This is a genomic window from Castellaniella sp., assembly GCF_004321985.1.
GTDB lineage: Bacteria > Pseudomonadota > Gammaproteobacteria > Burkholderiales > Burkholderiaceae_B > Castellaniella.
In genome coordinates this window covers 24,460-49,775 of sequence record NZ_SCQN01000014.1, presented here as the reverse complement: position 1 = coordinate 49,775, position 25,316 = coordinate 24,460, and the positions used below count along the sequence as shown (strand labels likewise).

Here is a 25,316-nt window from a genome sequence, read left to right as displayed (position 1 = left end):
AGTCATCAGTGAACCATCAAGACGAAGAATGTGAGAAACACCATGATGCCGATGATCATGGCGAAGGCGTAATGGTAGATGTAGCCCGACTGCAGCAGGCGCCCAGTGGCGGCCGCCAACCCGACCATGCGCGCGGTGCCGTTGACCATGATGCCGTCGATGAGGTGGCGGTCACCGCGCTGCCACAGCCCGTGGCCCAGCCCACGGATGGCACGCGCCACGACCTGCTCGTTGAACCAGTCGAAATAGAGCTTTTCAACCAGCGCCCGATAGACCCAGGCCAGACTGCGCGCAAAAGCCTCTGGGACGCGCGGATTGATGAGCCAGCAATACCAGGCGACCACGAAACCCGCCACCAGCAGCAGGAACGGCACACTGGTGAGCCCATGCAGGCCAAACGCGACCCAGCCGTGCCATTCGCCAGCCATATCGGCCATGGCCGGGTGCTGCGGCAGCACCGTGATGGAATGGCCGAAGAAGTCGCCAAAAAGCAGCGGCTGGATGAACCATACGCCCGCGACCACCGACATGAAGGCGAGCGCGATCAGCGGGACGGTCACCACCCACGGGGATTCCTTGGGCAGACCGTGATGGTGGGCCTGCTCGGCGATGGCATGCTCGCGGGCTTCACCCTCCAGCGGTTCGAAGTCTTCTTCGTGCACCAGCGCCTTGGGGCCGTGTTCCAGATCGAAGCGCTCTTTGCCGTGGAACACCAGGAAATACAGGCGGAACGAATAGAGCGAGGTGACGAACAGCCCCGCGAACGTGCAGAAATAGGCGAAGTTCGCGCCCCAGATGCCGGCGGCACCAGCGGCCTCCACGATGTGTTCCTTGGAATAGAACCCCGAGAAGAACGGCATGCCAGCCAGCGCGAGGGACCCGATCAGCGTGGTGATCCAGGTGATGGGCATGTATTTGCGCAAGCCGCCCATGTGGCGCATGTCCTGGTCGTGGTGCATGCCCAGGATGACGGACCCTGCCGTCAGGAACAGCAACGCCTTGAAGAAAGCATGTGTCATCAGATGGAAGATCGCGACTTGATACGCCGATGCGCCCAGCGCCACCGCCATGTAGCCAAGCTGAGACAGCGTCGAATAGGCCACCACTTTCTTGATGTCGGTCTGGACCAGCGCGATCAGCCCCAGGAACAGCGCGCCGAAAGCACCGATGATGAGGATGAAGGACAGCACGTTCTGTGCATGCTCGAACACGGGCGAGAAGCGCGCCACCATGAAGATGCCGGCCGTCACCATGGTAGCGGCGTGGATCAGCGCCGAGATCGGTGTGGGGCCTTCCATGGAATCCGGCAGCCACACATGCAGCGGCGCCAGCGCCGATTTACCCATCGCACCGACGAACAGGCACAGGCACGCGACCGTCAGCATGTGCCAGTCCGTGCCTGGAAAAGTGATCGCGGCAAGCTTGTCGGCCTGAGCAAAGATGTCGGCGTAGTGCAGCGTCCCGGAATAGGCATACAGCAGCCCGATCCCCAGCACGAACCCCACGTCGCCCACCCGATTCACCAGGAATGCCTTCAGGCTTGCAAACACCGACGAGGGCCGCCCGTAATAAAAGCCGATCAGCAGGTACGACACCAGGCCCACGGCCTCCCAGCCGAAGAAGATCTGCATCATGTTGTTGGACATGACCAGCATCAGCATGGAGAACGTGAACAGCGAAATGTACGAAAAGAAGCGGTTGTAGCCCCGGTCGTCCGCCATGTAGCCGATGGTGTAGACGTGCACCATGAGCGAGACGAAGGTGACCACCACCATCATCAGCGCCGTCAGCGGATCGATCAGGAAGCCGACCTCGAACTTGACTGTGCCGATCATGGACCAGACATAGATGGTGCCGTCGAACGTGTGGCCGCCCATGACCTGCTGCAGGACCACCAGCGACCCGATGAAGGACACCGCCACACCCAGAATGGTGAGCAGATGGGCGCCCCGGCGGCTGATCCAGGACCCCATGAAGCCAGTCGCGAAAAAGCCCGCCACGACGGCGGTTGCCAGCGGCGCCAGCGCGATCAGTAGATAAAGACTCTGTGGACTCATGACCCCATCACCCCTTCAGATGGTCGAGTTTGTCGACGGCGATCGTGCTCAGGTTGCGGAACAGCAGCACCAGGATGGCCAGGCCGATCGCGGCCTCGGAGGCCGCCACCGTCAGCACGAAGAACACGAAGACCTGTCCGGCGGGATTGCCCGACCAGATGGAAAAGGCGACGAAATTCATGTTGGCCGACAACAGGATCAGCTCGATGGACATCAGCAGCACGATCAGGTTGCGGCGGTTCAGGAAGAAGCCAAAGACGCCGATGGCGAACAGGATGGCCCCGATGATCAGGTAATGGCTGAGGCTCAGGGTCATCATTGCTTGGCTCCTTCGGCAGACGGCTTGGATTCGGCGGTCTCGGCCTCTGATGGCATGCTCACCAGGCGGACGCGGTCGTAGGACTTCACGCGAGTCTGGCGGTCCGGATTGGTACGTTTGTAGTCAGTACGCTTGCGCATGGTGAGCGCGATCGCGGAAATCATGCCCAGCAGCAGAATGACGCCGCCGATTTCCACCGCATACGGAAAGTGCGTGTACATGGCCACGCCCAGCGCCCGGGTATTGTCGAAATCCGCCGCCGGAACAGGCGCATCCCCGACATGCCCCCAGGCGCGCACCACCACGAAGACCATCTCGGCCACCATGATGCCGCCAATGGTCAGCCCCAGCGGCAGGTAGACCTTCATGCCCTGCTTCAGACCTTCCAGACGCATGTCCAGCATCATCACCACGAACAGGAACAGCACCAGCACTGCTCCGACGTAGACGATGACCAGCACCAGCGCGAGAAACTCCGCCTGGATCAGCATCCACATCATCGATGCCGTGAAGAACGTCAGGATCAGATGCAGCACGCCGGTCACGGGGCTGGTCGCCGTGATGACGCGGAACGCCGCCACCACCAGCACGATGGACAGCAGGTAGAACAGAAAGATATCGAAACTCATGGTCGGTGTCCCGGCTTCAACGATAAGGCGCGTCGGCAGCGCGGCGTGCGGCGATTTCCGGCTCGTACCGGTCGCCCACCGCCAGCAGCATGTCTTTGGTGTAGTAGAGATCGCCGCGCTTTTCGCCGTGATATTCGTGCAGATGGGTTTCCACGATGGAATCCGTGGGACAGGCCTCTTCGCAGAACCCGCAGAAAATGCACTTGGCCAGATCGATGTCGTAGCGCGTGGTGCGGCGCGTGCCGTCCTCGCGCTGCTCGGATTCGATGGTGATGGCCAGCGCCGGGCAGACGGCTTCGCACAGCTTGCAGGCAATGCAGCGTTCCTCGCCGTTTTCGTAGCGGCGCAGCGCGTGCAGCCCGCGGAACCGGGGCGACGTGGGCGTCTTCTCCATCGGATACCGAATGGTGATCTTGCGCTTGAAGAAATATTTGCCCGTCAGGCGCATGCCCTCGAACATTTCCTTCAGCATCAGGCTGCCGAAGAAATCCTTGATCGCTTCCATGTCGCTCTCCTTACTGCCAGATATTCCAGGGCGTCTGCATCCAGATGGCCACCACGACCAGCCAGATCCCCGTCAGCGGGATGAAAACCTTCCAGCCCAGGCGCATGATCTGGTCATAGCGATAACGCGGGAAGGTGGCACGGAACCAGATGAACATCGAGACCACGATGAATGTCTTGATGCCCAGCCAGATCCAGCCCGGAATCCAGGTGAACGGTGCGATGTCCAGAGGCGCCATCCAGCCGCCCAGGAACATGACCGACGCCATGGCCGAGAGCAGAATCATGTTCGCGTACTCAGCCAGGAAAAACAGCGCAAAACCCATGCCGGAATATTCCACCATGTGCCCGGCCACGATTTCGGATTCACCTTCCACCACGTCGAACGGCAGCCGGTTGGTCTCGGCCACGGCCGACACCACATAAATGATGAACAGCGGCAGCAGCGGCAGCCAGTTCCAGGACAGGAAGGTCAGCCCATGGCCCGCAAAAAACCCATGACCCTGGCCCGAGACGATGGTGGACAGGTTCAGCGAACCGGATACCAGCAGGATCGTCACCATCACGAAGCCGATGGCCAGCTCGTAAGACACCATCTGGGCCGAGGCCCGCAGCGCGCCCAGCAGCGCGTATTTGGAGTTGGACGCCCAGCCCGCGACGATGACACCATACACGCCGACGGACGTGATCGCCATCACATACAGCAGGCCGGCGTTCACGTTGGCCAGCACCACCTCGGGCTGGAACGGAATCACGGCCCAGGCGGCCAGCGCAGGCGTCAACGTGACGATGGGCGCAACGATATACAGCACATTGTTGGCCTTGGCCGGAACAATCAGTTCCTTGAACAACAGTTTGAAGACGTCGGCGAACGGCTGCAGCAGCCCGCGATAACCCACGCGATTGGGCCCCAGGCGTACGTGCATGAAGCCGATCATCTTGCGTTCCCAGTACGTCAGGTAGGCCACGCACAGAATGATGGGAACGGCGATGACCAGGATCTTCACCAGCGTCCAGACCACCAGCCACGGGGCCTGGCCGATCAGATCCACGCCGTAGGCGTTCAGGGTGTTCAACCAGTCCATCAGAGACGCTCCACCTTGATTTCGCCCGAGCCCATGCCCAAAGCAGCTGTCTGTTCAAACGCACCCGCGATGCGCACGGCGCCGTCGGCCACGGCCTCGTCCAGCGCGGCCTCCAGATCCACCGAACCATGGGTGGCGGTCACCCGCACAGTGTCGCCCGCCGACAGCCCCAGCGTCTGCAACGTGGCCGCGTTCATGGCAGCGCGCGGCGGCGCCGAGTTGATGTGCTCTTGCAGTGGTTGCGAACGACGTACCAGCGCGTCCGTGCGGTAGATGGGAAGCTCGGCCACACGTTCCAGGCCGGCACCCACCGCTACCGTGGCCGGGGTCAGGTTGATGTCGTTGGACAGCCGGTCTTCCAGGCTGCCCACCATCACCGTATCGCGCACTGATTCGGAGGTCTCGTCATCGAACCCCTGCAACCCCATCAGATTGCCCAGCACCCGCAGCACCTTCCAGGCCGGGCGTGTGTCGCCCACCGTGGCCGCTACGCCCTTGAAGCTCTGGGCGCGGCCTTCGGCATTCACAAACGTGCCGGAAGTCTCAGTGAACGGTGCGATCGGCAGCATCACATCGGCCCAGTCCTGCGCAGCTGATTTGAACGGGGTCAGCGCCACCGCCATGGCCGAACCCTTCAGGGTATCGACGGCCTGCTCGCCCAGCTCGCTGTCGAGCAGCGGCTCGGCATGCAGCACCACATAAGCCTTCAGAGGATCACCAGAGAGCATTTGGCGTGCATCGCGCCCGCCCTTACCGGGGACGACACCGGCCAGGTAACCACCCACCGTGTTGCCACCCGAGGTCAGGAACCCGAACCGGCCGCCCGCCAGCCTGGCAATGGCCTGGGCATTGGCGGCGAGCTGCGCGACCTGGTCATCGCTGACCGCCAGATTACCCATGAAGACCGCGACGCGCTCGCCCGAAGCCAGGCTGGCCGCGACGGCGCGTGCGGAGTCACCCGCCTGCACACCCGCCAGACCTTCCGGTACCGGCTGCGACTTGAGACCAGCCAGCGCCACCACGATCTGCGCCAACGCATCGACCACTGCCGATGGCTTGACCGTCATGTGGGCCGCCACCGGTACCAGCGGATCCACCGCCACGCTGTCCACCAGCGAAAGCTGCATGCCGCGCTTGGCCGCCTGGCGCAGGCGCTGCGCCATGAGCGGATGGTCCTTGCGCAGGAACGATCCCACCACCAGCGTGCGATCGAGCTTGTTCAGGTCGGCGATCGGCATGCCCAGCCACGGCGCGCCCGTGCGCACCGCATCCAGTGCCGCGCCATCTCCCCGCAGGCGAAAATCGATGTTGTCCGATCCCAGGGCCCGCGCCAGCCTCGAGAGCAACGCCATTTCTTCGAGCGTCGCCGTCTCGGCCGCGAGGAACCCCATCTGGGCGCCTGCGCCGTCTTCGCGCACCTGGGTCAGCCCGGTGACCACGGATTGCAGGGCTTCCGCCCAGGTAGCCTCGTGCCATTCGCCGTCGCAGGCGCGCACCATGGGGTGCTGCAGCCGGTCGTCGGTGTACAGACCGCAATAGGCAAAGCGGTCGCGGTCGCTGATCCAGCATTCGTTGACGGGTTCGTTCTCGAACGGCACCACGCGCAGCACCCGGTCCATCTTGCTCTGCACGACCAAGTTGGCGCCCACGCTGTCGTGCGGGCTGATGGAACGGCGGCGCGCCAGTTCCCAGGTCCGCGCCTTCATGGTGAAGGGCTTTGACAACAGCGCCCCCACCGGACAGACATCGATCATGTTGCCGGAGAGCTCGGATTCCACTGCCTCGCCCACGAAGGTGGTGATCTCGGAATATTCGCCACGGTTGAGCATGCCAATTTCCATGATGCCGCCGATTTCCTGGCCCACCCGGATGCAGCGCGTGCAATGAATGCAGCGCTGCATTTGTTCGGCCGAAATCAACGGCCCCATGGGCTTGTGGAACACGACCCGCTTGGGCTCGTGATAGCGCGAGGCCGATTCCCCGTAGCCCACGGCCAGATCCTGGAGCTGACATTCGCCGCCCTGATCGCACACCGGGCAATCCAGCGGGTGGTTGATGAGCAGGAATTCCATCACGGCGCGCTGTGCGGCGACGGCCTTTTCGGACTTGGTGTACACCACCATGCCGTTGGTGACCGGCGTGGCGCAGGCGGGCATTTCCTTGCGCTGCTTCTCGATTTCCACCAGACACATGCGGCAGTTGGCCGCAATGCTGAGCTTCTTGTGATAACAGAAGTGCGGGATGTAGATACCGGCGCGGTGTGCAGCCTGGATGATCATGCTGCCTTCTTCGGCTTCGACCTTCAGACCGTCGATGGTGAGTTCTACCATGGCGTGTGCGACCTACAGATATTTGGAGACCACACAATCCTTGTGGTCAACGTGGTAGACGAATTCGTCGCGGAAATGCTTGATGAAGCTGCGCACGGGCATTGCGGCAGCATCGGCCAGGGCGCAAATGGTGCGGCCCATCATGTTGCTGGCGGCCGAATCCAGGGTCGCGATGTCTTCCATCGTGCCCCGGCCGTGTTCCATGCGGTTCATCATGCGGTACAGCCAGCCTGTGCCCTCGCGACAGGGCGTGCACTGGCCACAGGATTCCTCGAAGTAGAAATACGACAGCCGCATGAGCGACTTCACCATGCAACGCGTGTCGTCGAGCACGATCACCGCGCCCGACCCCAGCATGGATCCGGCCTTGGCGATCGAGTCGTAGTCCATGTTGGTCTGCATCATGATGTCGGCCGGCAGCACGGGCGAAGACGATCCGCCCGGAACCACGGCCTTCAGCTTGCGCCCGCCCTTCACGCCGCCTGCAAGTTCCAGCAGCTTGGGGAATGGCGTGCCCAGCGGAATTTCGTAGTTGCCGGGACGTTCCACGTCACCGGAGATGGAGAAGATCTTCGTCCCCCCGGCCTTTTCGATGCCCAGCTCCAGATAGGCCTGTGCGCCCAGCTTGAAGACGAACGGCACGGCCGCGAAGGTTTCCGTGTTGTTGATCGTCGTAGGCTTGCCGTACAGCCCGTAGCTTGCCGGGAACGGCGGCTTGAATCGAGGCTGGCCCTTTTTGCCCTCCAGCGATTCGAGCAGTGCCGTTTCCTCGCCGCAGATGTAGGCCCCATAGCCGTGGTGGGCGTGGAGCTCGTAGCTAAAGCCCGAGCCCAGAATGTTCTCGCCCAGGAACCCGGCCGCGCGCGCTTGTTCCAGGGCTTCCTCGAAACGCTCGTAGATCTGGAAGATTTCGCCGTGGATGTAGTTGTAGCCCACCGACGCGCCCATGGCGTAGCCGCCGATGATCATGCCTTCGATCACCGAATGCGGGTTGAAGCGCAGGATGTCGCGGTCCTTGAACGTGCCCGGTTCACCCTCGTCGGAATTGCAGACCACGTACTTCTGGCCCGGGAAATTGCGCGGCATGAAGGACCACTTCAGGCCCGTCGGAAAACCCGCCCCGCCGCGGCCGCGCAGGCTGGACGCCTTCAGTTCGGCGATCACGTCATCCGGCGTCATGCCGGTGGTCAGGATCTTCTTCAGCGACTCGTAGCCGCCGCGTGCCATGTAATCCTGGATGCCCCAGTTATGGCCATCCAGCCCGGCCAGGATCTGGGGGCTGATGTGACGGCCATGAAAGATCATGCTGAGCGACGGGTCGTTGCCCAGATCCGGCGACAGCGCGTCGGTGGAGAATTTCTGCAATACGTCCAGCCCGCTCATGCCGACTCCTGCTGTTTCAGTTCAGCGATCAACGCGTCGATCCTTTCGGGCTGCATGCGGCAGCACATGTGCTTGCCATTGGCGATCACCACCGGCGCATCGCCACAGGCCCCCATGCATTCGCCCTCGATGAGCGTGAACAGGCCATCCGCCGTGGTTTCGTGGAAATCCACGCCCAGCTTTTCCTTGAGGTATTCGGCGGCTTTCACGCTGCCCTGCAGCGCACAGGGCAGGTTGGTGCAGATGGTGAGCGTGTATTTGCCCACCTTCTGGGTGTTGTACATGTTGTAGAAAGTCGCGCATTCCTGCACGGCGATGGGCGGCATACCCAGATACGCCGCCACGTCGCGAATGACCTCGGGCGAGATCCAGCCCTTTTCGTCCTGGGCCACCGTGAGCGCCGCCATCACGGCGGAGCGCTTCTGTTCCGGCGGGTACTTCGAGATTGCCCGGTCGATTTCCCGGTACGCTTCTTCAGAAAGCAACATATGCCTATTCCTGTGAACCGACCGACTAGCGATCGATCTCGCCAAACACGATGTCCTGGGTGCCGATGATGGTCACCACATCGGAAATCATGTGGCCCCTGGACATTTCTTCGAGAGAGTGCAAGTGCGCAAAGCCCGGCGCCCGGATCTTCAGGCGATAAGGCTTGTTGGCCCCGTCGGAGATCAGATAGATGCCGAATTCGCCCTTGGGGTGCTCGATGGCGGCGTAGGCCTCGCCTTCGGGCACGTGCATGCCTTCGGAGAACAGCTTGAAGTGATGGATCATGTCTTCCATCCCCTCTTTCATCTTGGCCCGCTTCGGCGGAGCAACCTTGTGGTTGTCCGTGATCACCGGGCCGGGATTGTTGCGCAGCCACTCCACGCACTGGCGGATGATGCGGTTGGACTCGCGCATCTCGGCGATGCGGCACAGATAGCGGTCGTAGCAGTCGCCATTCACCCCCACCGGGATGTCGAAATCCATGCGGTCGTAGACTTCGTAGGGCTGCTTCTTGCGCAGATCCCATTCGATGCCCGAGCCGCGCAGCATGGGGCCGGTGAAACCCAGCGCCAGCGCACGCTCTGGAGACACCACACCGACATCCACCAGACGCTGCTTCCAGATCCGGTTGTCGGTCAGCAGCGTCTCGTATTCGTCCACGCAGTTCGGGAAACGGTTCGTGAAGTCCTCGATGAAATCCAGCAAGGAGCCCTGGCGCGCCTCGTTCATGACGCGCATTTCCTTGTCCGAGCGGTATTTGGACGGCTTGTACTGCGGCATGGAATCCGGCAGATCGCGGTACACACCACCCGGCCGGTAGTAGGCCGCATGCATGCGCGCGCCCGACACCGCCTCGTAGCAGTCCATCAGGTCTTCCCGCTCGCGGAAGGCGTACAGGAACACCGCCATCGCACCCACATCCAGCGCGTGCGAACCCAGCGACATCAAGTGGTTCAGGACGCGCGTGATCTCGTCGAACATCACGCGGATGTACTGCCCGCGCAGCGGCACCTCGACGCCCAGCAGGCGTTCCACCGCCATGCAGTAGGCATGCTCGTTGCACATCATGGACACGTAGTCCAGGCGGTCCATGTACGGCAGCGTCTGCAGGAAGGTGCGGGTCTCGGCCAGTTTTTCGGTCGCGCGGTGCAGCAGTCCGATGTGCGGATCCGCACGCTGGACGACTTCACCGTCCAGTTCCAGCACCAGGCGCAGCACCCCGTGCGCGGCCGGGTGCTGCGGGCCGAAGTTCAGGTTGTAGTTCTGGATTTCTGCCATGTCAGTACCGCTCTATTCCGTAGTGATCCTCGCGCACGATGCGCGGGACGACCTCGCGCGGCTCGATGGTGACCGGTTGGTAAATGACGCGCTTCTGCTCGGCGTCGTAGCGCATCTCCACATGGCCGGAGATCGGGAAGTCCTTGCGGAACGGATGACCGATGAAGCCATAGTCCGTGAGGATGCGGCGCAGGTCGGGGTGGCCCTCGAAGACCACGCCGAACAGGTCGAAGGCTTCCCGTTCGTACCAGTTCACCGACGGCCAGACGTCCACCAGAGACGCCATCATCGGAAACTCGTCGTTATCCGCGTAGGCGCGCACGCGCAGGCGCCAGTTGTGCGTCACCGACAGCAGCTGGATCACCACCGCAAAGCGCTTGGGGTGCGCAACGTGATCGGGCGTGTAGGTAGGGGCCTTCCAGGCGGAATAGTCCACCGCGCACAGGTCCATGTTCTGCTCGAAGCGCAGATCGGCATGGTCGCGCAGGGTGCGGCAGGTTTCCAGCCAGGCGCTGGCCGGGACCTGGAGGGTCAGCTCACCCAGCGATTCGGTCAGATCGACCGAATCGCCCAGCACCGAGCGCAGGTTGTCGTGTAATGTCTGTAGCCGTGTCATAGCGATATCTGTCGAGGAACCCGCCGGCCTAGCCGCGATGGATGGTGTTGTTCAGGCGGATCTTGTTCTGCATCTGCAGCAGCCCGTACACCAGGGCTTCCGCCGTGGGCGGGCAGCCCGGCACGTAGACATCCACCGGCACGATGCGGTCGCAACCGCGCACCACCGAATAGGAATAGTGGTAATAGCCGCCGCCGTTGGCACAGGACCCCATGGACACCACCCAGCGCGGTTCCGGCATCTGGTCATAGACCTTCCGCAGCGCCGGGGCCATCTTGTTGCATAGCGTGCCGGCCACGATCATCAGGTCGGACTGACGCGGGCTGGGACGGAAGATGATGCCGAACTGATCCAGGTCATAGCGCGCGGCGCCGGCATGCATCATTTCGACCGCGCAACAGGCCAGACCAAACGTCATGGGCCACATCGACCCCGTCCGCGCCCAGTTCAGGAACTTGTCCGCACTGGTGGTCATAAAGCCTTTTTCCATCACACCTTCTGCCATGATCAAACCCCCAGATTATTCCCAGTCCAGCGCGCCCCGGCGCCATTCGTAGATGAAGCCCACCGTGAGCACCGTCAGGAAGATGGCCACCGCCCAGAAGCCCACCATGCCCAGCGCCCCGTTGGCAATAGCCCAGGGAAACAGGAATGCGATTTCCAGATCGAACATGATGAACAGGATGGCAACCAGGTAATAGCGCACGTCGAATTTCATGCGCGAATCGTCGAACGATTCGAACCCGCATTCGTACGCGGACAGCTTTTCAGAATCCGGGTCATTAGGGCTTAGGAACCGGCCGGCCGCAATCAGGGCTCCGCCGATCAGGACCGCGACCACGATGAAAAGCAGCACGGGAAAGTACTGTTGCAGGTTCATGAAATGCCCCAGTTGCGAATGACAAAACTACGGGATTGTAGCATTTCGACAGACCCCTTCGCGGCCACTGGTGCGGGTCTGAAACATGTTGGGGACCGTGCCGCCGACGTCGCCGAGCACAGCACAAAATGGCTTTCAAAGGCCTGAAGACGCGCACATGATTCAACAGGCTGTGCCAGGCGTTCTCAGTCTATCAGCCCCGAACAGAAACACAAAAACCACCCCGAAGGGTGGTTCTTGTATTCGGAGACTTGCGCCTCCGGTATTCGTGACGGCCTGACGAATCAGGCCGCATCGCAAGCGTGGACAAGCCACGCGCCGCGATCAGAAGCGGTGGTTGATACCGATACCGGCTTCCGTACCCTTCAGATCCTTCACGTAGCCAACATTCTGCATGTACGAAGCGTACGTGTAGATCTTGGTGCGCTTGGACAGCGGGTATTGGTATTGCAGCTGGTAGGCGTTGATGTTGCCAGCCTTGGAGCCCCACTTGTCGTCGTCCTTCAGGTTCGAGTGCGAACCGTTGTAGACGGCGAACAAGCGGCCCGGGCCTACCGGCGCGCTCAGGGTCACGCCCCAGTTGTTCGACTTGAAATCCTGGTAGCCATTGGCCAGGTTGGGAACTGCATAGCCGGAAAGATCAGTCGCATCGCCGTTCCAGTTGATCTTGCCGTTGCGGTCCTGACCGAACATCAGGGACAGCTTCACGACTTCGAAGTCGTAGGAACCGTTGATGTCCCACGCCGTCATGGCGTTGACGTTCCGGCCATTCACGTCCTGACCATAAACGCTTTGACGATCATAGGCGGCACCAATGCCCAGGGGGCCGTTGGAGTACGAAGCACCCACCGACAGGCGCGCGCCACGATCCTTCACGTCCGTATTGGGCAAATTGCCGTCACGGATGACCCAGGTGCTGTTGGAGTTGGCCGTGCTGCCCGTGCCGTACATCAGCACGCCCTTGAAGCCGCTGAAGGACGGCGTGGTGTACTTGAACGAGTTGTTGACGCGAGTGCCAGAGCCCAGGCCCATGCCGCCGGCGACCTTATCAAAGTTGCCCAGGCCGTTCATTTCTTCGCCCATCGACGTATCCACGCCGGCGCTGTATTGGCGGCCCAGGGTCAGAGCACCCCACTGATCACTGGACAGACCCACGAAGGCTTGGCGGTTGAACATGTTGCCGCCGTCCAGGGAACCGGTTCCGATGTTGAAGCCGTTTTCCAATGTGAAGATGGCGCTCAGACCGCCGCCCAGATCTTCGGCGCCCTTCAGGCCCCAGCGGTTGCCGTCGACAAAGCCGCTGCGCAGACCGGAGGAACGAGCGCGGTAATCAGCGCCTTCATGGTTGTTCTTGAAATTTTGGTAGCCGTAGCCGGTATCCAGGATACCGTACAGCGTCACGGACGTTTCTGCTTGAGCAACGCCGGCGGTGGCGAAACCGGCCAGCAGAGCAGCAGCGAGCAGAGTCTTTTTCATGTAAGAAATCTCCGTAGATTTATGTGAATCAGAGCAGGCCAACAACATCCTTTGCTGCTGCTCTTCCAACTCCGCGAAGGGAAGTTGTAGGTATTGCATCAAAAAATCGAGGCTGGCGCCATGTCGTACCGGGTAAACCGCCCAGTTTGTGAGGGAAGCGTTGCAATCCCACAACAAGCCGCAACACCCGCAGCGCCGGCTTCAGGACTTACCCCAGATGCGGGTGAGGCCTCTCGGCGAGACGATTTTACGCGGCTTTGTGCCTATACTACGCGAAGAATTTCAGAAGCCCTTCGTCCGCACACTGAAGAACACGGACCGGAAGGCGCCACACCACCCTCATCCCCGAACCCTACCACCATGTGTCCCCTCTTTACACCGTTGAGCAAGATCACCTGCATCGAAGACCTGCGCCGGGTGGCGCGCTGGCGTGTGCCGCACATGTTCTATGACTACGCGGACTCGGGCTCATGGACGGAATCCACCTACCGGGCCAACGAAGCCGACCTGCAGCGGCTGAAGTTCCGCCAGCGGGTGGCGGTGGACATTTCTCACCGCAGCATCCGCACCCAGATGCTGGGGCGCGACGTGTCCATGCCGGCGGCATTGGCGCCAACCGGCCTGACCGGCATGCAGCACGCCGATGGCGAAATTCTGGCTGCGCGGGCCGCCGAACGCTTCGGGGTGCCGTTCACCTTGTCCACCATGAGCATCTGCTCCATCGAGGACGTGGCGGCGCATACCACGCAACCCTTCTGGTTCCAGCTCTATGTGATGCGCGACCGCGACTTCATCGGGCGGCTGATCGACCGCGCCCGGGCGGCGCACTGCTCGGCGCTGATGGTGACGCTGGACCTGCAGGTCATGGGGCAGCGCCACAAGGACATCAAGAACGGCCTGTCCACGCCGCCGCGGCCCACGCTCCTGAACCTGCTGGACCTGGCCATCAAGCCGCAATGGTGCCTGCAGATGCTGCGCACGCAACGGCGCAGCTTCGGCAATATCGTCGGGCACGCGCGCGGGGTGTCGGACATGAGCTCGCTCGCCTCCTGGACGGCGGAGCAGTTCGACCCGACGCTGAACTGGAGCGACCTGGCGTGGATCAAGGAACGCTGGGGCGGCAAGATCATCGTGAAGGGCATTCTGGATGCCCAGGACGCCCGGCTGGCGGTGGACGCGGGAGCGGATGCGCTCATCGTCTCCAACCACGGCGGGCGGCAACTGGATGGCGCACCTTCATCCATCACTGCGTTGCCGGCCATCGCCGAAGCGGTGGGCGACCAGATCGAGGTCTGGATGGACGGCGGCATCCGCAGCGGCCAGGACGTGCTGCGCGCCATCGCGCTGAGAGCACGCGGCACACTGATCGGCCGCCCGTTCCTGTACGGGCTGGGCGCCTATGGCGAAGCGGGTGTCACCCGATGCCTGGAAATCATCGCCAAAGAACTGGACATCACCATGGCGTTCTGCGGACGTACCGACATCCGCGACGTGGATGAAAGCGTGCTGGTCGATGCGTAATCAGCGCGGCCACGACGCGCGAAGCGCCGCCGCTGCAGCCCCACGCTCATGCTGAACGCCCTCTGGCTCGCGTTTTTCCTGATCGCCGCTGTCGCGGCGCTGTTCCAGTGGTGGATTCTGGGCGACCCAGGCGTATTCGAGCGGCTGATCACCAGCCTGTTCGACATGGCCGACCTGTCGGTCAAGATCATGTTGCTGCTGTTCGGCACGCTGACGCTGTGGATGGGCTTCCTGCGCATCGCAGAATCGGCGGGCCTGGTGGGCGGGCTGGCGCGGCTGCTGGGGCCGCTCTTCCGGCGGCTGATGCCGGGCGTGCCGGCCGGCCACCCCGCGCTGGGCCTGATCACGCTGAATTTCGCCGCCAATGCACTCGGGCTGGACAATGCGGCCACACCCATCGGACTGCGCGCCATGCGGGAACTGCAGACGCTCAACCAGGACCCAGGCACCGCAACCAACGCGCAGATCCTGTTTCTGGTGCTGAATTCCTCGTCGCTGACCCTGCTGCCCGTCACGATCTTCATGTACCGGGCACAGCAGGGAGCCTCCGACCCTACGCTGGTGTTCCTGCCGATTCTGCTGGCAACATCGGCATCCACGCTGGTCGGGCTGCTGTCGGTAGCCTTCATGCAGCGGCTGCGACTGCAGGATCCGGTGGTGCTCGCCTGGCTGGGTAGCGGGGCGCTGCTGCTGGGCGGCTTCATGGCGCTGCTGGCGTCGATGAGCACCGCAGCGGTGGCATCGTTGTCGTCGCTGCTGGGCAACCTGGTGCTGTTTGCCGTCATCGTGGCCTTTCTGATCGCGGGGGCCATGCGCCGCATCCCCGTCTACGAAAGCTTCATCGAAGGCGCCAAGGACGGCTTCGAGGTCTGCAAGAACCTGCTGCCCTATCTGGTCGCCATGCTGTGCGCCGTAGGCGTGTTGCGCGCCTCGGGCGCGCTGGATGTGCTGCTGGAGGGCATCCGCTGGGGCGTGCACACGATCGGACTGGACGCGCGCTTCGTCGACGCGCTGCCCACGGCGCTGGTGAAGCCCTTTTCCGGCAGCGCGGCACGCGCCCTGATGATAGAAACCATGCAACACTACGGCCCCGACAGCTTCCCGGCGCTGCTCGCGGCCACCGTCCAGGGCAGCACGGAAACCACGTTCTATGTGCTGGCCGTGTACTACGGCGCAGTGGGCGTGCAGCGCGTACGCCACACTGTGGGCTGCGCCTTGCTCGCCGATCTGGCCGGAGTACTGGCCTCCATCGGGGTGTGTTATTGGTTCTTTGGATGATCATGAGGACGTAGTAACATAAGCATACATTCGTCCGTACCCCTTGGATGTCATGATGCGTACGCTGATACCGATCCTGTTCTGCGCAGCGTTGACTGGCTGTGCAGACATCGGGCACACCCCGCCCGACACACCGCTCGCAACGATCACTGCGCAATTCGGTGCGCCCACACTACAGTGCACCAACCGGAACGGCCAGCAGCGGGTCATCTGGTCCCAGCAGCCGCTGGGGCAATACGCCTGGGGCGGCAACCTGGACGCTCAGGGGCGTGTACAGGCCGTCACGCCGATTCTCACCGACGAACACTTTGAAGTCCTGCGCCAGGGAACCTGGACGCCCGAGCAGGTTCGCTGCGAATTCGGGCCGCCTGCTTTCATCGATCAGATCGGGCTGCCCAGCGTGCGCCAGACGGTCTGGAACTACCGCTACAAACAAGACCACGTCTGGAATTCCCTGATGTTCGTGTACTTTGGCCATGACGGCCGCCACGTGACGCAATTCAACCCAGGGCCAGACCCCATGTACGAGCACGACCGGAAATTCGGCGACTTCTGATTCACAACCAATCAGTCCCCCCCACCACCCCGTCGAATCAAAAGCGAGCAGCCCATGCCCGAGACTCAACCGATGTCCTCGCCAAGCGACAACATGGACCGCTTCCTCGACCGGGGCCAGGCGACGGCCGACGACCTGCGCCCGCTACGCGACCAGGCTCGTGAGCAAAAGTCTCTGCTGGACACAATCCTCGACAGCATGGACGCGCACGTCTACATCAAGGATGCCAACGGCTGCATGCTCTACGTGAATCGGCGCGTTGCCGAGACCTTCGGCCGGACGGCGGAGTCCATCATCGGGAAGCTGGACACCGAGGTCATGCCGCTTGAGGCCGTGGAAACACATCGGGTGCTGGATCGCAGGGTCTTCGAGTCGAAGGAACGGCAGGTCGGCGAAGAATCATTCGTGGGATCGGACGGCCAGATGCACCACTACTGGGCGGTGAAGGTTCCCTGGCAATGCGCGGATGGCACCCCGGCGCTGATCGGCGTGAACACCGACATCACGGAACTGAGCAACCTGCGCGAGCAACTGCGCGAGGAAGCGCGCACCGACAGCCTGACCGGCGCCCCGAACCTGCGCTCGTTCGTGGAGCACGCGGAATATGAGTTCACCCACTGTCATCGCCACGACATCCCCCTGACGATCATTGCGCTCGACGTGGATCACTTCAAGGCCGTCAATGATCGCTATGGACACCCGATCGGGGACACCGTCCTGAAGGATCTGGTGGCCTGCGGCCGCAGCGCGCTTCGCGACGAAGACCTGTTTGCCCGAACCGGCGGCGAGGAGTTCGCCGTGCTGCTACCCGGGACCAGCATCGACACGGGAGCAGCCGTCGCCGAGCGTATCCGGTCACTGGTGGCCGAACGGACGGTCAGTGCCCAGCACCCTGAACTTCGCGTCACGGCCAGCCTGGGCGTGGCCACCTTGCGGCACGACGACCCGAATTTCGAGATGCTGTCTTCTCGCGCCGACCGAGCGCTCTATTTGGCCAAGCAAGCCCGCGACCAAGTCAGATTGCTGCGTTGAGGGGGATTGCGGACGCGGAACGAGTCCGATCCGGGGCACGAGTTGCTATCTGTAGGACGGCGTGAACCGCCCGCGCCCACTCAGCGCCCGCGCAATTCGTCGACGAGGCGCCGGTCGCGTTTGGTGGGCCGGCCGGCGGCGTAGTCCAACGCGGGTTCCGGCGCCAGGCGCCGCTGCTCGGCCAATCGTTCACGCGCAGTGATGCTGGCCAGCGTTTCCTGAAACAGCAGCGCCGCCTGAGGGGCCGGTCCGCGGATGGCGCTCAACGCCAGAACCTGGACTTCGGCATCGAAATTCGGCTTGCGGATCCGGACGAGATCCCCGACGGCCACCTCGCGCGCAGGCTTCGCCACGATCTGATCGTTCAGTTTCACCCGGCCAGCCGTGATGGCCTGCACGGCCAGGCTGCGCGTCTTGTAAAAGCGCGCGGCCCATAACCATTTGTCGAGCCTGAGTTTATCCATGAAGCATTCAGGCTGGTGCGTGACACTGCGGCTGCCACTGCTTGATCCCGGCCAGCACATCGTGCATCTTTTCGCGTGCGACTTCCGTGTCATAGGCAGCCTGCGCCCGCAGCCAGTATCCATCGGACAGGCCGAAAAACCGGCACAGACGCAGATCGGTATCAGCGGTGATCCCACGCACGCCGTTGACGACTTCGCCGATACGACGCTGCGATACGCCAATCTCCTTGGCTAGCCGGTACTGAGTGATTCCCATCGGCAGCAAAAATTCTTCTGCGAGCAATTCGCCGGGCGTAACCGGGATGATTTCTCGGACCATAGTTATCTCCTAGTGATAGTCCACAATTTCGACGTTCAGCGCACGTCCATCACGCCACACGAAGCACAGCCGCCATTGATCGTTGATCCTGATGCTGTACTGCCCTTTCCTGTCGCCCTTGAGTGATTCAAGGCGGTTTTGCGGCGGAACGCGTAGATCATCCAGTCTCGACGCGATATCCAGCTGACGCAGCTTGCGCAGCACCACCCGCTCGATGTTGACGAATCGCGCTACGCGACGTCCCTCGTACAGAGCTTGGGTGTCTTGGCACTTGAACGAATCGAGCATGAACTAATACTAACGTATATCGTTAGTATCGTCAAGCGTTACCAGGACGGAATCGTTGCATGATGCGGTGTTTTTCGCCCGCCAGCTTAGGGGCTACCGCGCCCAATTGTCGCTAGCCATACTTGGCCAGATGCCAAATGAATGCCAATTGGAAGAAGCATAAAAATAAAACCCCTTACTTAATAAGGGGTTAGCTGGCGGAGACAGAGGGATTCGAACCCTCGATGCGGGTATAAGCCGCATGCTCCCTTAGCAGGGGAGTACCTTCAACCACTCGGCCATGTCTCCAGCAAGACGGGCATTCTAGCATAGAAAATTTACCGGTAAGCCCGAGCCGACCAGCTTGAAGACCCGCATTGCGCCTTGCTCAACGCGGGTGTTGGCCGCTTCGGTCACGGCACAACGGAAGGTCAGGCCTCAGGGTGAACAGCGGCCTGATCCAGTTCGAAGGCCTTGTGCAAAGCGCGCACAGCCAGTTCCATGTACTTGTCGTGAATCAGGACCGAGGTCTTGATCTCGGACGTGCTGATCATCAGGATGTTGATGCCTTCCTCGGCCAGCGTGCGGAACATCAGGCTGGCCACCCCGACGTGGCTGCGCATGCCGATGCCGACGATGGAGACCTTTGCGACCTTGTCGTCGGAGACGACTTCGCCCGCGCCCACCGTGGGACCGATCTGGTGCTTGAGCAGCTCCAGCGTGCGGGTGAAATCGTTGCGGTTGACCGTGAACGAGAAGTCGGTCATGCCCTGCTGGGAGATGTTCTGCAGGATCATGTCCACATCAATGTTGGCGGCTGCCACCGGCCCCAGAATCGAATAGGCCACACCCGGGGTATCGGGCACGTTGCGCAGGGTGACTTTAGCTTCGTCGCGGCTGAAAGCGATGCCGGAGACAACGGCGGTTTCCATTTTCTGGTCTTCCTCGAAAGTAATCAGGGTGCCCGAGTGCATTTCTACGTCCACCGGGACCATGGGATCGGTGAGCGACGACAGCACCCGCAACGGCACCTGGTATTTGCCCGCGAACTCCACCGAGCGGATCTGCAGGACCTTTGACCCCAGCGAGGCCATTTCCAGCATTTCCTCAAAGGAGATCACATTCATGCGGCGCGCCTCGGGGACCACGCGCGGATCCGTGGTGTAGACGCCGTCCACGTCGGTGAAGATCAGACACTCGTCGGCCTTCATGGCAGCCGCAACGGCAACGGCGGAAGTATCCGAGCCGCCCCGGCCCAAGGTCGTGATGTGGCCGTCGGCGTCCACGCCCTGAAACCCCGTGACGATGACCACGCGCCCGGCATCCAGATCCGCACGGATGCGGCTGTCGTCGATCGACTGGATCCGCGCCTTGGTGTAGGCGCTGTCGGTCAGGACCGGTACCTGCCAACCAGTGTAGCTGCGCGCGGATACGCTCTGGCGCATCAGGGCAATCGCCAGCAGCGCGCTGCTCGCCTGTTCGCCGGTCGCGGCCAGCATGTCCAGCTCGCGCGGGTCAGGCTGCGGAGACAGTTCCCGGGCCAGGCCCAGCAGGCGGTTGGTTTCCCCTGACATGGCCGAAGGCACGACCACGACCTGGTGGCCGGCGGCATGCCATTTGGCGACGCGCCGGGCGACGTTCTGGATGCGTTCGATGGACCCCATGGAGGTGCCACCGTATTTCTGGACGATCAGCATGATGAATCAGGGTTGGGGAGAAATGGCCGCCAAGACGGTTGTACCAGGATAAAAACCGTTTATTCTACCTGCGATTTCCGCTACGGAACTCAGGCCCACGCCACCAGCGGCTTCAGGACGCATTCACGACCGTGACACGCCCGCGCCGCACCACGATCCAGACATCCACGTGCCGAAGCTGCACGGCGCGGTCATGGCCCAGCGCGTGGACCTCCCGGAACTGGCGTAGCCAGGCCTGCAGGCGCGCATCGGCGGGCATGCGCAGGCCCAGTCGCCGCAACCAGTAGCGCAGAACGGGCGCCTGGCGAACGGCCGGCAGCGCCCGCCAGGCCAACAAGGAGAAGCTGCGGCCATCGGGAGCGGGATCCAGCCCGGCGAAATCCTGCGCAGACACATCGGCCTGCCACGACGCAAGTTCGCGCGCCTGGCGCGCATGGCGGCCCAGGGTTCGGCGCCAGGCCGGCCAACGGGTATCCAGCAAGGGAGCAAGCTGCGCGCGCACCATCGCCCGCGCAAAGCGGGTGTCACCATTGCTGGGGTCCTGCACGGGTCGCCAGCCCGTCTCCGCCGCGAAGCGTGCGGCACAAGCCAGAATCCGGGCCCTGGGTTCATCCAGCCAGGGCCGGTGATAGACCAGTCCATCGCGCAGCGTGACGGGCGCCATGGCGGCCAGTCCCTCGGGCCCGGCCCCGCGCAGCAAGCGCAGCAGGACAGTCTCGGCCTGATCGTCCAGATGGTGGGCCAGCAGCACATGCCCAACGCCCGCCAGCGAAGCCAGTTCGGCCAGCGCCTCGTAGCGTGCCTCGCGCGCGGCCGCTTCCATCCCCAGTCCCTGGGCATCGACCCGCACGCGACGGCTGTGGCAGGAGACCCGCAACAAGGCGGCAAGCCGATGGGCCTGGCAGAGCCAGGCATCCGCCTCTGTCTGAAGCCCATGATGAACGTGAAAACAGTGAATCATCCAACCCCGGGCGCGCGCCGCCTGTGCCGCATGCAGGGCCAGCATGGCCGAATCTGCGCCCGCACTGAGCGCCACGCCGACGGCAGTGCCGGCCGGCAAACGCGGCAGCGCCCCCTGCAAGTCCCGCAGCAGTCGGGGATCACAGGCTGAAGCAATATCTATGGAGTTCACGGCCGCATCCGGGTGACAAATCGAGTGCAACCGACGCGATCAGCGGGCCTCGGTATAGCGCCCGTACGCCGCGATTCTGGCGTGCCGCCGGCGCAGCAGCTCGTCCACATCCAGGCCGGAGAGTTCGCGCAGCGCATCCGCGAGCGCACGATGCAACTGGCGCGCCATCGTGGCGGGGTCGCGATGTGCGCCGCCCACGGGCTCGTTGACGATACGGTCGATCAGATCGAGTTCCTTGAGGCGCGGCGCCGTGATGGCCAACGCCTCGGCTGCCGTGGAGGCCTTGTCGGCACTGCGCCACAAGATCGAGGCGCAGCCTTCGGGAGAGATCACGGAATAGGTGGCATACTGCAGCATCATGACCGTGTCGGCCACGGCAATGGCCAATGCGCCGCCCGAGCCACCCTCGCCGATGATGGTGGTGATGATGGGCACCCGCAGACCCGCCATGGTGTACAGATTGTGACCGATGGCCTCGGACTGGCCCCGCTCTTCGGCACCCACCCCCGGATAGGCGCCCGGCGTATCCACGAAGGTGAAGACCGGAAGGCCGAATTTCTCGGCAATCTTCATCAGGCGCCGCGCCTTGCGATAGCCCTCGGGCAGCGGCATGCCGAAGTTGCGCATGGCGCGTTCCTTGGTGTCGCGGCCTTTCTGATGCCCGATCACCATGCAGGCGGTGCCGTTGAAGCGCGCCAGGCCCCCCACGATGGACTGGTCGTCGGCGTACATGCGGTCGCCGTGCAGTTCGTGAAAATCGGTGAATACCGTCCCGACGTAGTCCATGGTATAGGGGCGCTGCGGATGGCGCGCCACCTGGGCCGTCTGCCAGGGAGTGAGCTTGGAATAGATGCTCTTGGCCAGGGACTGGCTCTTTTGCTGAAGACGCCCAACCTCTTCGGAAATGTCCACCGCCGAATCGGTCTGGACATACCGCAGTTCCTCGATCTTCTGGTCGAGTTCCGCCAGGGGCTGTTCGAATTCTAGAAAGGTATTTCGCATGTGTGCGGGAATTCCAGTGGGAAAATCAATATTCGACGGCCGCAGCGTCCATGCTGCGCCACAAGTACCAGCTCGCCACCGTTCGCCACGGCGCCCAGGCCTGCGAAACCTCGCGCGCCTCGAAGCGCGAAACAGGCTCACCGCTGAAATAATGGTGCGAGATCGCCTTCAATAAAGCCGTATCGTCCAGCGGCAACACATCGGGCCGCCCCAGGAAGAAAATCAGGAACATTTCCGCGGTCCACCGCCCCACCCCGCGGATCTCGCACAACTGCGACACGACGGCTGCGTCTTCCTGATTGTGCCACCAGGCCGCATCCAGCCGCTCAGATTCGCCGAAGAAGACGACCGCATCATGCAGGTACTGGGCCTTGCGTAATGACAAGCCCAGCGCGCGCAGGTCGGCCTGGGAGAAACGGCCGACGCAGTCGGGCTGCATGTCGTTGCCGCACGCCTGTACCAGACGGGCCCACAGGGTGCGGCCCAGCTTCAGGGAAATCTGCTGGCCAACGATGATGCGGATGAGCGTCTGGAACGGCCCGTGGCTGGCCTGCATGCTTTCATGGCCGTAGACGGGGATGAGCCGGCGCAGGATGCGGTCGCGCTGCACCAGGGACTCGCAAGCCTGGGACCAATACGCAGGCTGCGCCAGTGTCTGTTCAGGTCTTTGGGCGTCCACGGCTATACCCGCCGCCACTGAGTGGCCCCGCCCTGGACGTCCGCCAGTTCGATGCCTTGGTGCTTGAGCTTGTCCCGGATCTGATCGGCACGCACGAAATCACGGGCGGCCTTGGCCTGTGTGCGCTCGGCCACCAGCGCATCGATCGCTGTCGACGACAGCGCGGCCGAATCGGCCTGGGTGCCTTCAGACAGAAAGCGTGTGGGCGACTGCAGGTAGGCCACGGGATCGTGCTGAAGCAGGCCCAGGATACCGGCCAGCGACCGCATCAGGCCACTGGCCTGGTGATCGGACTCGCGATTGGCCTGGACGGCCAGGTCGAACAGCACGGCAACGGCCCCGGCGGTATTGAAGTCGTCGTCCATGGCAGCCTTAAATGCCTGCGCCGCCGGCGCCGCCCAGTCGATCGAGACGGGGTCGGCCGGCACGTTCACCAGCGTCTGATACAGGCGATCCAGCGCGTGCTGAGCATCGCGCAGATTGTCGGGCGCGTAATTCTGCATGCTGCGGTAGTGGCTACGCACCAGGAAGAACCGCAGCATCTCGGCCTCGCGCGGATTGACGGCGTAATCCGCCTGCGCGTCGTCCTGGCCTGCCTGGGCCACCGTATCGCGGATGCGGCGGAAATTGCCCAGGGACTTGGACATCTTTTCGGCGTCCACCATCATGGGGCCGCAATGCATCCAGGTCGTGGCCAGCGTACCGCCAAAGGCGCCCTCGCTCTGGGCGATCTCGTTTTCGTGGTGCGGGAACTTCAGATCCGGACCACCCCCATGGATGTCCAGCGGCATGCCCAGCAGGCCATGACTCATGGCGGAACATTCGATGTGCCAGCCTGGCCGGCCGGGGCCGTATGCGGAATCCCAGCGTGTGTCGGCAGGCTCGTCCGGCTTGGCGGACTTCCAGAGCACGAAATCCAGCGGATCCTGTTTTCCGGCAGATACGGCGACCCGCTCTCCGGCGCGCAGGTCGTCCAGCGACTTTCCCGAGAGCTTGCCGTATCCCGGAAATTTGCGCACCGAGAAGTTCACGTCGCCATCGGCGCCACGATAGGCCAGCCCCTTGGACTCCAGGATGCCGATGATGTCCAGCATGCCGGCCACATGTTCCGTGGCCCGTGGCTCGAAATCAGGAGCCTGCACCCCCAGGGCGCGTTCGTCGGCGTGCATGGCGGCGATGAAGAAATCCGTCAACTCGCGGATCGGCTGGGACCGCTCCACCGCGCGGCGGATGATCTTGTCGTCGATATCGGTGATGTTGCGCACGTACTGCACCTGGTAGCCGGAGACGCGCAGCCAGCGCTGCACCACGTCGAAGCTGACCAACATGCGCGCATGGCCCAGATGGCAGAAGTCGTAAACCGTCATGCCGCAGACGTACATGCGCACCACACCGGGCTGTGCAGTCTTGAGCGGAGTCTTCTGGCGAGTGAGAGTATCGTGGACGTGAAGCATGCCGGATCGGAAAGGTGCGAACAAGCCCCCGTGCGCCATACGAATTCGGCCACGACTGGGGATGTAAAATGAGGCTCTAAGTATACTGCCCTCCGACTCGAACCCAGAACCTCATAGGCGTGCCGTGATCCGTCTCTCACTCACCTTGGCGACCCTGTGTGCCTGCCTTGCAACCACGCCGGCGCTGAGCGCCGGGCCGCACACCACAGCTAGCCCGGCTACACCCGCTGCCGGTGCCCGCACCGACACAGGTCTGATCTACGACGCCCAGACAGGCACCTTCACCGAACCCGTACCCCCGGAAGGCGGCTGGCAGGCATTCGCAAACCTGCTGGACAAAATCACGCCCTCTGTCAACACCTCCATTCCGCTCACGCCGTCCCAGGTCACCAGCCACATCGCGGCGCTGACCGATGCCGGGAAACCCCAAGCAGCACTCAAGCTGATCGAACAACGCAGCAAGGCACGTGCGGAATCCGGTGCCATCGGCACGGATGTGCAGCTCGAATACCAGCGAGGCCGCGCACTGGATGCACTAGGCGAACATGACCAAGCCATGGCCGTCTGGCGCCAGATGACGACCGACTTCCCGGAACTCCCCGAACCCTGGAACGCGCTGGCCATCGAATACGCCCGCCGAGGGTCACTCGAACAGGCGCGTGACGCGTTGAATATGGCGCTGGTCTCGGTGCCGAACTTCGCCCCGGCGCTGGAAAATCTGGGCCGCGTGCAGACGCAGCTCGCACAGGAATCCTTCGCCCGTGCCCGCGCCGCACGGCCCGGCCAACCCGCGGCTGCACAGCCGGCCTCTGCCCACTCCCCTGCAAAAGGCGGCACGAAACCCCAACCTGCGGCACAATAACAGTTTT

General features: G+C 62.8%; 26 protein-coding genes and 1 tRNA gene. 5 read left to right on the top strand and 22 right to left on the bottom strand.

Features of this window, described 5'->3' with window-relative positions; all coding sequences use genetic code 11:
• Nucleotides 1-5: 5 nt before the first annotated feature.
• From nuoL to EPN31_RS03625, 13 genes are all read right to left on the bottom strand, one after another.
• Nucleotides 6-2,057, bottom strand: a complete 2,052-nt coding sequence (gene nuoL / locus EPN31_RS03685) for an NADH-quinone oxidoreductase subunit L (RefSeq protein ID WP_291769663.1) — start codon at nucleotides 2,055-2,057, stop codon at nucleotides 6-8.
• 7 nt (nucleotides 2,058-2,064) lie between these two features.
• Nucleotides 2,065-2,373 (bottom strand): NADH-quinone oxidoreductase subunit NuoK, encoded by a 309-nt coding sequence (gene nuoK, locus EPN31_RS03680; protein WP_291770086.1) that lies wholly within the window; start codon nucleotides 2,371-2,373, stop codon nucleotides 2,065-2,067.
• Complete coding sequence (locus EPN31_RS03675) at nucleotides 2,373-3,005, bottom strand: NADH-quinone oxidoreductase subunit J (RefSeq protein ID WP_291769661.1); 633 nt, start codon at nucleotides 3,003-3,005, stop codon at nucleotides 2,373-2,375. Before EPN31_RS03675 ends, nuoK begins: the two co-directional genes overlap by 1 nt.
• Nucleotides 3,006-3,021: 16 nt before the next feature.
• Nucleotides 3,022-3,510: an NADH-quinone oxidoreductase subunit NuoI gene (gene nuoI / locus EPN31_RS03670; RefSeq protein WP_291769658.1), complete on the bottom strand. Its 489-nt coding sequence runs from the start codon at nucleotides 3,508-3,510 to the stop codon at nucleotides 3,022-3,024.
• 10 nt (nucleotides 3,511-3,520) lie between these two features.
• A complete protein-coding gene (gene nuoH, locus EPN31_RS03665; RefSeq protein ID WP_291769655.1) occupies nucleotides 3,521-4,594 on the bottom strand; it encodes an NADH-quinone oxidoreductase subunit NuoH in 1,074 nt (357 codons plus the stop codon).
• Nucleotides 4,594-6,924, bottom strand: coding sequence for an NADH-quinone oxidoreductase subunit NuoG (nuoG, locus tag EPN31_RS03660; protein WP_291769652.1), 2,331 nt, complete (start codon nucleotides 6,922-6,924; stop codon nucleotides 4,594-4,596). The genes nuoH and nuoG overlap by 1 nt, the downstream gene beginning before the upstream one ends.
• A gap of 12 nt (nucleotides 6,925-6,936) precedes the next feature.
• On the bottom strand, nucleotides 6,937-8,307 hold the full coding sequence (gene nuoF / locus EPN31_RS03655; protein ID WP_291769649.1) for an NADH-quinone oxidoreductase subunit NuoF: 1,371 nt from the start codon (nucleotides 8,305-8,307) through the stop codon (nucleotides 6,937-6,939).
• Nucleotides 8,304-8,795 carry an NADH-quinone oxidoreductase subunit NuoE gene (nuoE, locus tag EPN31_RS03650; RefSeq protein WP_291769646.1) on the bottom strand — a complete coding sequence of 164 codons (492 nt, stop codon included), beginning with the start codon at nucleotides 8,793-8,795 and terminating at the stop codon, nucleotides 8,304-8,306. The genes nuoF and nuoE overlap by 4 nt, the downstream gene beginning before the upstream one ends.
• A gap of 25 nt (nucleotides 8,796-8,820) precedes the next feature.
• Nucleotides 8,821-10,074 carry an NADH-quinone oxidoreductase subunit D gene (locus tag EPN31_RS03645; protein WP_291769643.1) on the bottom strand — a complete coding sequence of 418 codons (1,254 nt, stop codon included), beginning with the start codon at nucleotides 10,072-10,074 and terminating at the stop codon, nucleotides 8,821-8,823.
• Between the two features lies 1 nt (nucleotide 10,075).
• Nucleotides 10,076-10,690, bottom strand: a complete 615-nt coding sequence (locus EPN31_RS03640; RefSeq protein ID WP_291769640.1) for an NADH-quinone oxidoreductase subunit C — start codon at nucleotides 10,688-10,690, stop codon at nucleotides 10,076-10,078.
• A gap of 28 nt (nucleotides 10,691-10,718) precedes the next feature.
• Entirely contained in the window at nucleotides 10,719-11,198 is a 480-nt protein-coding gene (locus EPN31_RS03635) for an NADH-quinone oxidoreductase subunit B family protein (protein ID WP_291770084.1), read from the bottom strand.
• Between the two features lie 12 nt (nucleotides 11,199-11,210).
• Entirely contained in the window at nucleotides 11,211-11,570 is a 360-nt protein-coding gene (locus EPN31_RS03630) for an NADH-quinone oxidoreductase subunit A (RefSeq protein ID WP_291769637.1), read from the bottom strand.
• Between the two features lie 324 nt (nucleotides 11,571-11,894).
• Nucleotides 11,895-13,046 (bottom strand): porin, encoded by a 1,152-nt coding sequence (locus EPN31_RS03625; RefSeq protein ID WP_291769634.1) that lies wholly within the window; start codon nucleotides 13,044-13,046, stop codon nucleotides 11,895-11,897.
• Nucleotides 13,047-13,406: 360 nt separating this feature from the next.
• Between EPN31_RS03625 and EPN31_RS03620 the strand changes: the two genes are divergently transcribed.
• Genes EPN31_RS03620 through EPN31_RS03605 form a run of 4 tightly spaced genes read left to right on the top strand, consistent with a single transcriptional unit; the run spans nucleotide 13,407 to nucleotide 17,433 of the window.
• Nucleotides 13,407-14,567: an alpha-hydroxy acid oxidase gene (locus EPN31_RS03620; protein WP_291769630.1), complete on the top strand. Its 1,161-nt coding sequence runs from the start codon at nucleotides 13,407-13,409 to the stop codon at nucleotides 14,565-14,567.
• Nucleotides 14,568-14,615: 48 nt separating this feature from the next.
• Nucleotides 14,616-15,845, top strand: a complete 1,230-nt coding sequence (locus EPN31_RS03615) for a nucleoside recognition domain-containing protein (RefSeq protein WP_291769627.1) — start codon at nucleotides 14,616-14,618, stop codon at nucleotides 15,843-15,845.
• A gap of 52 nt (nucleotides 15,846-15,897) precedes the next feature.
• Complete coding sequence (locus tag EPN31_RS03610; protein ID WP_291769624.1) at nucleotides 15,898-16,401, top strand: hypothetical protein; 504 nt, start codon at nucleotides 15,898-15,900, stop codon at nucleotides 16,399-16,401.
• A 54-nt stretch (nucleotides 16,402-16,455) separates the two neighbouring features.
• Nucleotides 16,456-17,433, top strand: coding sequence for a GGDEF domain-containing protein (locus tag EPN31_RS03605; protein ID WP_291769622.1), 978 nt, complete (start codon nucleotides 16,456-16,458; stop codon nucleotides 17,431-17,433).
• A gap of 80 nt (nucleotides 17,434-17,513) precedes the next feature.
• Here EPN31_RS03605 and EPN31_RS03600 read toward each other — a convergent pair whose 3' ends face one another.
• From EPN31_RS03600 to cysS, 9 genes are all read right to left on the bottom strand, one after another.
• Nucleotides 17,514-17,897 carry an RNA-binding S4 domain-containing protein gene (locus tag EPN31_RS03600; RefSeq protein ID WP_291769619.1) on the bottom strand — a complete coding sequence of 128 codons (384 nt, stop codon included), beginning with the start codon at nucleotides 17,895-17,897 and terminating at the stop codon, nucleotides 17,514-17,516.
• Between the two features lie 7 nt (nucleotides 17,898-17,904).
• The gene (locus EPN31_RS03595; RefSeq protein WP_291769615.1) at nucleotides 17,905-18,216 is read right to left on the bottom strand and encodes a HigA family addiction module antitoxin; all 312 of its coding nucleotides are present in this window, start codon (nucleotides 18,214-18,216) and stop codon (nucleotides 17,905-17,907) included.
• Nucleotides 18,217-18,225: 9 nt separating this feature from the next.
• Nucleotides 18,226-18,504 carry a type II toxin-antitoxin system RelE/ParE family toxin gene (locus EPN31_RS03590; RefSeq protein WP_291769613.1) on the bottom strand — a complete coding sequence of 93 codons (279 nt, stop codon included), beginning with the start codon at nucleotides 18,502-18,504 and terminating at the stop codon, nucleotides 18,226-18,228.
• 195 nt (nucleotides 18,505-18,699) lie between these two features.
• Nucleotides 18,700-18,792 (bottom strand) — tRNA-Ser (locus tag EPN31_RS03585).
• Nucleotides 18,793-18,914: 122 nt separating this feature from the next.
• Entirely contained in the window at nucleotides 18,915-20,183 is a 1,269-nt protein-coding gene (locus EPN31_RS03580) for an aspartate kinase (protein WP_291770082.1), read from the bottom strand.
• Between the two features lie 109 nt (nucleotides 20,184-20,292).
• Nucleotides 20,293-21,312, bottom strand: a complete 1,020-nt coding sequence (gene tilS, locus EPN31_RS03575) for a tRNA lysidine(34) synthetase TilS (protein WP_291769610.1) — start codon at nucleotides 21,310-21,312, stop codon at nucleotides 20,293-20,295.
• A gap of 39 nt (nucleotides 21,313-21,351) precedes the next feature.
• Nucleotides 21,352-22,314, bottom strand: a complete 963-nt coding sequence (locus tag EPN31_RS03570) for an acetyl-CoA carboxylase carboxyltransferase subunit alpha (protein WP_291769607.1) — start codon at nucleotides 22,312-22,314, stop codon at nucleotides 21,352-21,354.
• 25 nt (nucleotides 22,315-22,339) lie between these two features.
• Nucleotides 22,340-22,966 (bottom strand): DNA-3-methyladenine glycosylase 2 family protein, encoded by a 627-nt coding sequence (locus EPN31_RS03565; protein ID WP_291770080.1) that lies wholly within the window; start codon nucleotides 22,964-22,966, stop codon nucleotides 22,340-22,342.
• Nucleotides 22,967-22,995: 29 nt separating this feature from the next.
• Nucleotides 22,996-24,447: a cysteine--tRNA ligase gene (gene cysS, locus EPN31_RS03560; protein ID WP_291769604.1), complete on the bottom strand. Its 1,452-nt coding sequence runs from the start codon at nucleotides 24,445-24,447 to the stop codon at nucleotides 22,996-22,998.
• A gap of 124 nt (nucleotides 24,448-24,571) precedes the next feature.
• On the opposite strand from cysS, the gene EPN31_RS03555 reads away from it, so the two are divergent.
• On the top strand, nucleotides 24,572-25,309 hold the full coding sequence (locus EPN31_RS03555) for a tetratricopeptide repeat protein (RefSeq protein WP_291769602.1): 738 nt from the start codon (nucleotides 24,572-24,574) through the stop codon (nucleotides 25,307-25,309).
• Nucleotides 25,310-25,316 lie beyond the last annotated feature (7 nt).

What these genes read in the sequence shown, in the direction of transcription:
- nuoL (WP_291769663.1), bottom strand. Translation starts at nt 2,057, where the DNA reads ATGAGTCCACAGAGTCTTTATCTACTGATCGCGCTGGCGCCGCTGGCA.
- nuoK (WP_291770086.1), bottom strand. Translation starts at nt 2,373, where the DNA reads ATGACCCTGAGCCTCAGCCATTACCTGATCATCGGGGCCATCCTGTTC.
- EPN31_RS03675 (WP_291769661.1), bottom strand. Translation starts at nt 3,005, where the DNA reads ATGAGTTTCGATATCTTTCTGTTCTACCTGCTGTCCATCGTGCTGGTG.
- nuoI (WP_291769658.1), bottom strand. Translation starts at nt 3,510, where the DNA reads ATGGAAGCGATCAAGGATTTCTTCGGCAGCCTGATGCTGAAGGAAATG.
- nuoH (WP_291769655.1), bottom strand. Translation starts at nt 4,594, where the DNA reads ATGGACTGGTTGAACACCCTGAACGCCTACGGCGTGGATCTGATCGGC.
- nuoG (WP_291769652.1), bottom strand. Translation starts at nt 6,924, where the DNA reads ATGGTAGAACTCACCATCGACGGTCTGAAGGTCGAAGCCGAAGAAGGC.
- nuoF (WP_291769649.1), bottom strand. Translation starts at nt 8,307, where the DNA reads ATGAGCGGGCTGGACGTATTGCAGAAATTCTCCACCGACGCGCTGTCG.
- nuoE (WP_291769646.1), bottom strand. Translation starts at nt 8,795, where the DNA reads ATGTTGCTTTCTGAAGAAGCGTACCGGGAAATCGACCGGGCAATCTCG.
- EPN31_RS03645 (WP_291769643.1), bottom strand. Translation starts at nt 10,074, where the DNA reads ATGGCAGAAATCCAGAACTACAACCTGAACTTCGGCCCGCAGCACCCG.
- EPN31_RS03640 (WP_291769640.1), bottom strand. Translation starts at nt 10,690, where the DNA reads ATGACACGGCTACAGACATTACACGACAACCTGCGCTCGGTGCTGGGC.
- EPN31_RS03630 (WP_291769637.1), bottom strand. Translation starts at nt 11,570, where the DNA reads ATGAACCTGCAACAGTACTTTCCCGTGCTGCTTTTCATCGTGGTCGCG.
- EPN31_RS03625 (WP_291769634.1), bottom strand. Translation starts at nt 13,046, where the DNA reads ATGAAAAAGACTCTGCTCGCTGCTGCTCTGCTGGCCGGTTTCGCCACC.
- EPN31_RS03620 (WP_291769630.1), top strand. Translation starts at nt 13,407, where the DNA reads ATGTGTCCCCTCTTTACACCGTTGAGCAAGATCACCTGCATCGAAGAC.
- EPN31_RS03615 (WP_291769627.1), top strand. Translation starts at nt 14,616, where the DNA reads ATGCTGAACGCCCTCTGGCTCGCGTTTTTCCTGATCGCCGCTGTCGCG.
- EPN31_RS03610 (WP_291769624.1), top strand. Translation starts at nt 15,898, where the DNA reads ATGATGCGTACGCTGATACCGATCCTGTTCTGCGCAGCGTTGACTGGC.
- EPN31_RS03605 (WP_291769622.1), top strand. Translation starts at nt 16,456, where the DNA reads ATGCCCGAGACTCAACCGATGTCCTCGCCAAGCGACAACATGGACCGC.
- EPN31_RS03600 (WP_291769619.1), bottom strand. Translation starts at nt 17,897, where the DNA reads ATGGATAAACTCAGGCTCGACAAATGGTTATGGGCCGCGCGCTTTTAC.
- EPN31_RS03595 (WP_291769615.1), bottom strand. Translation starts at nt 18,216, where the DNA reads ATGGTCCGAGAAATCATCCCGGTTACGCCCGGCGAATTGCTCGCAGAA.
- EPN31_RS03590 (WP_291769613.1), bottom strand. Translation starts at nt 18,504, where the DNA reads ATGCTCGATTCGTTCAAGTGCCAAGACACCCAAGCTCTGTACGAGGGA.
- EPN31_RS03570 (WP_291769607.1), bottom strand. Translation starts at nt 22,314, where the DNA reads ATGCGAAATACCTTTCTAGAATTCGAACAGCCCCTGGCGGAACTCGAC.
- cysS (WP_291769604.1), bottom strand. Translation starts at nt 24,447, where the DNA reads ATGCTTCACGTCCACGATACTCTCACTCGCCAGAAGACTCCGCTCAAG.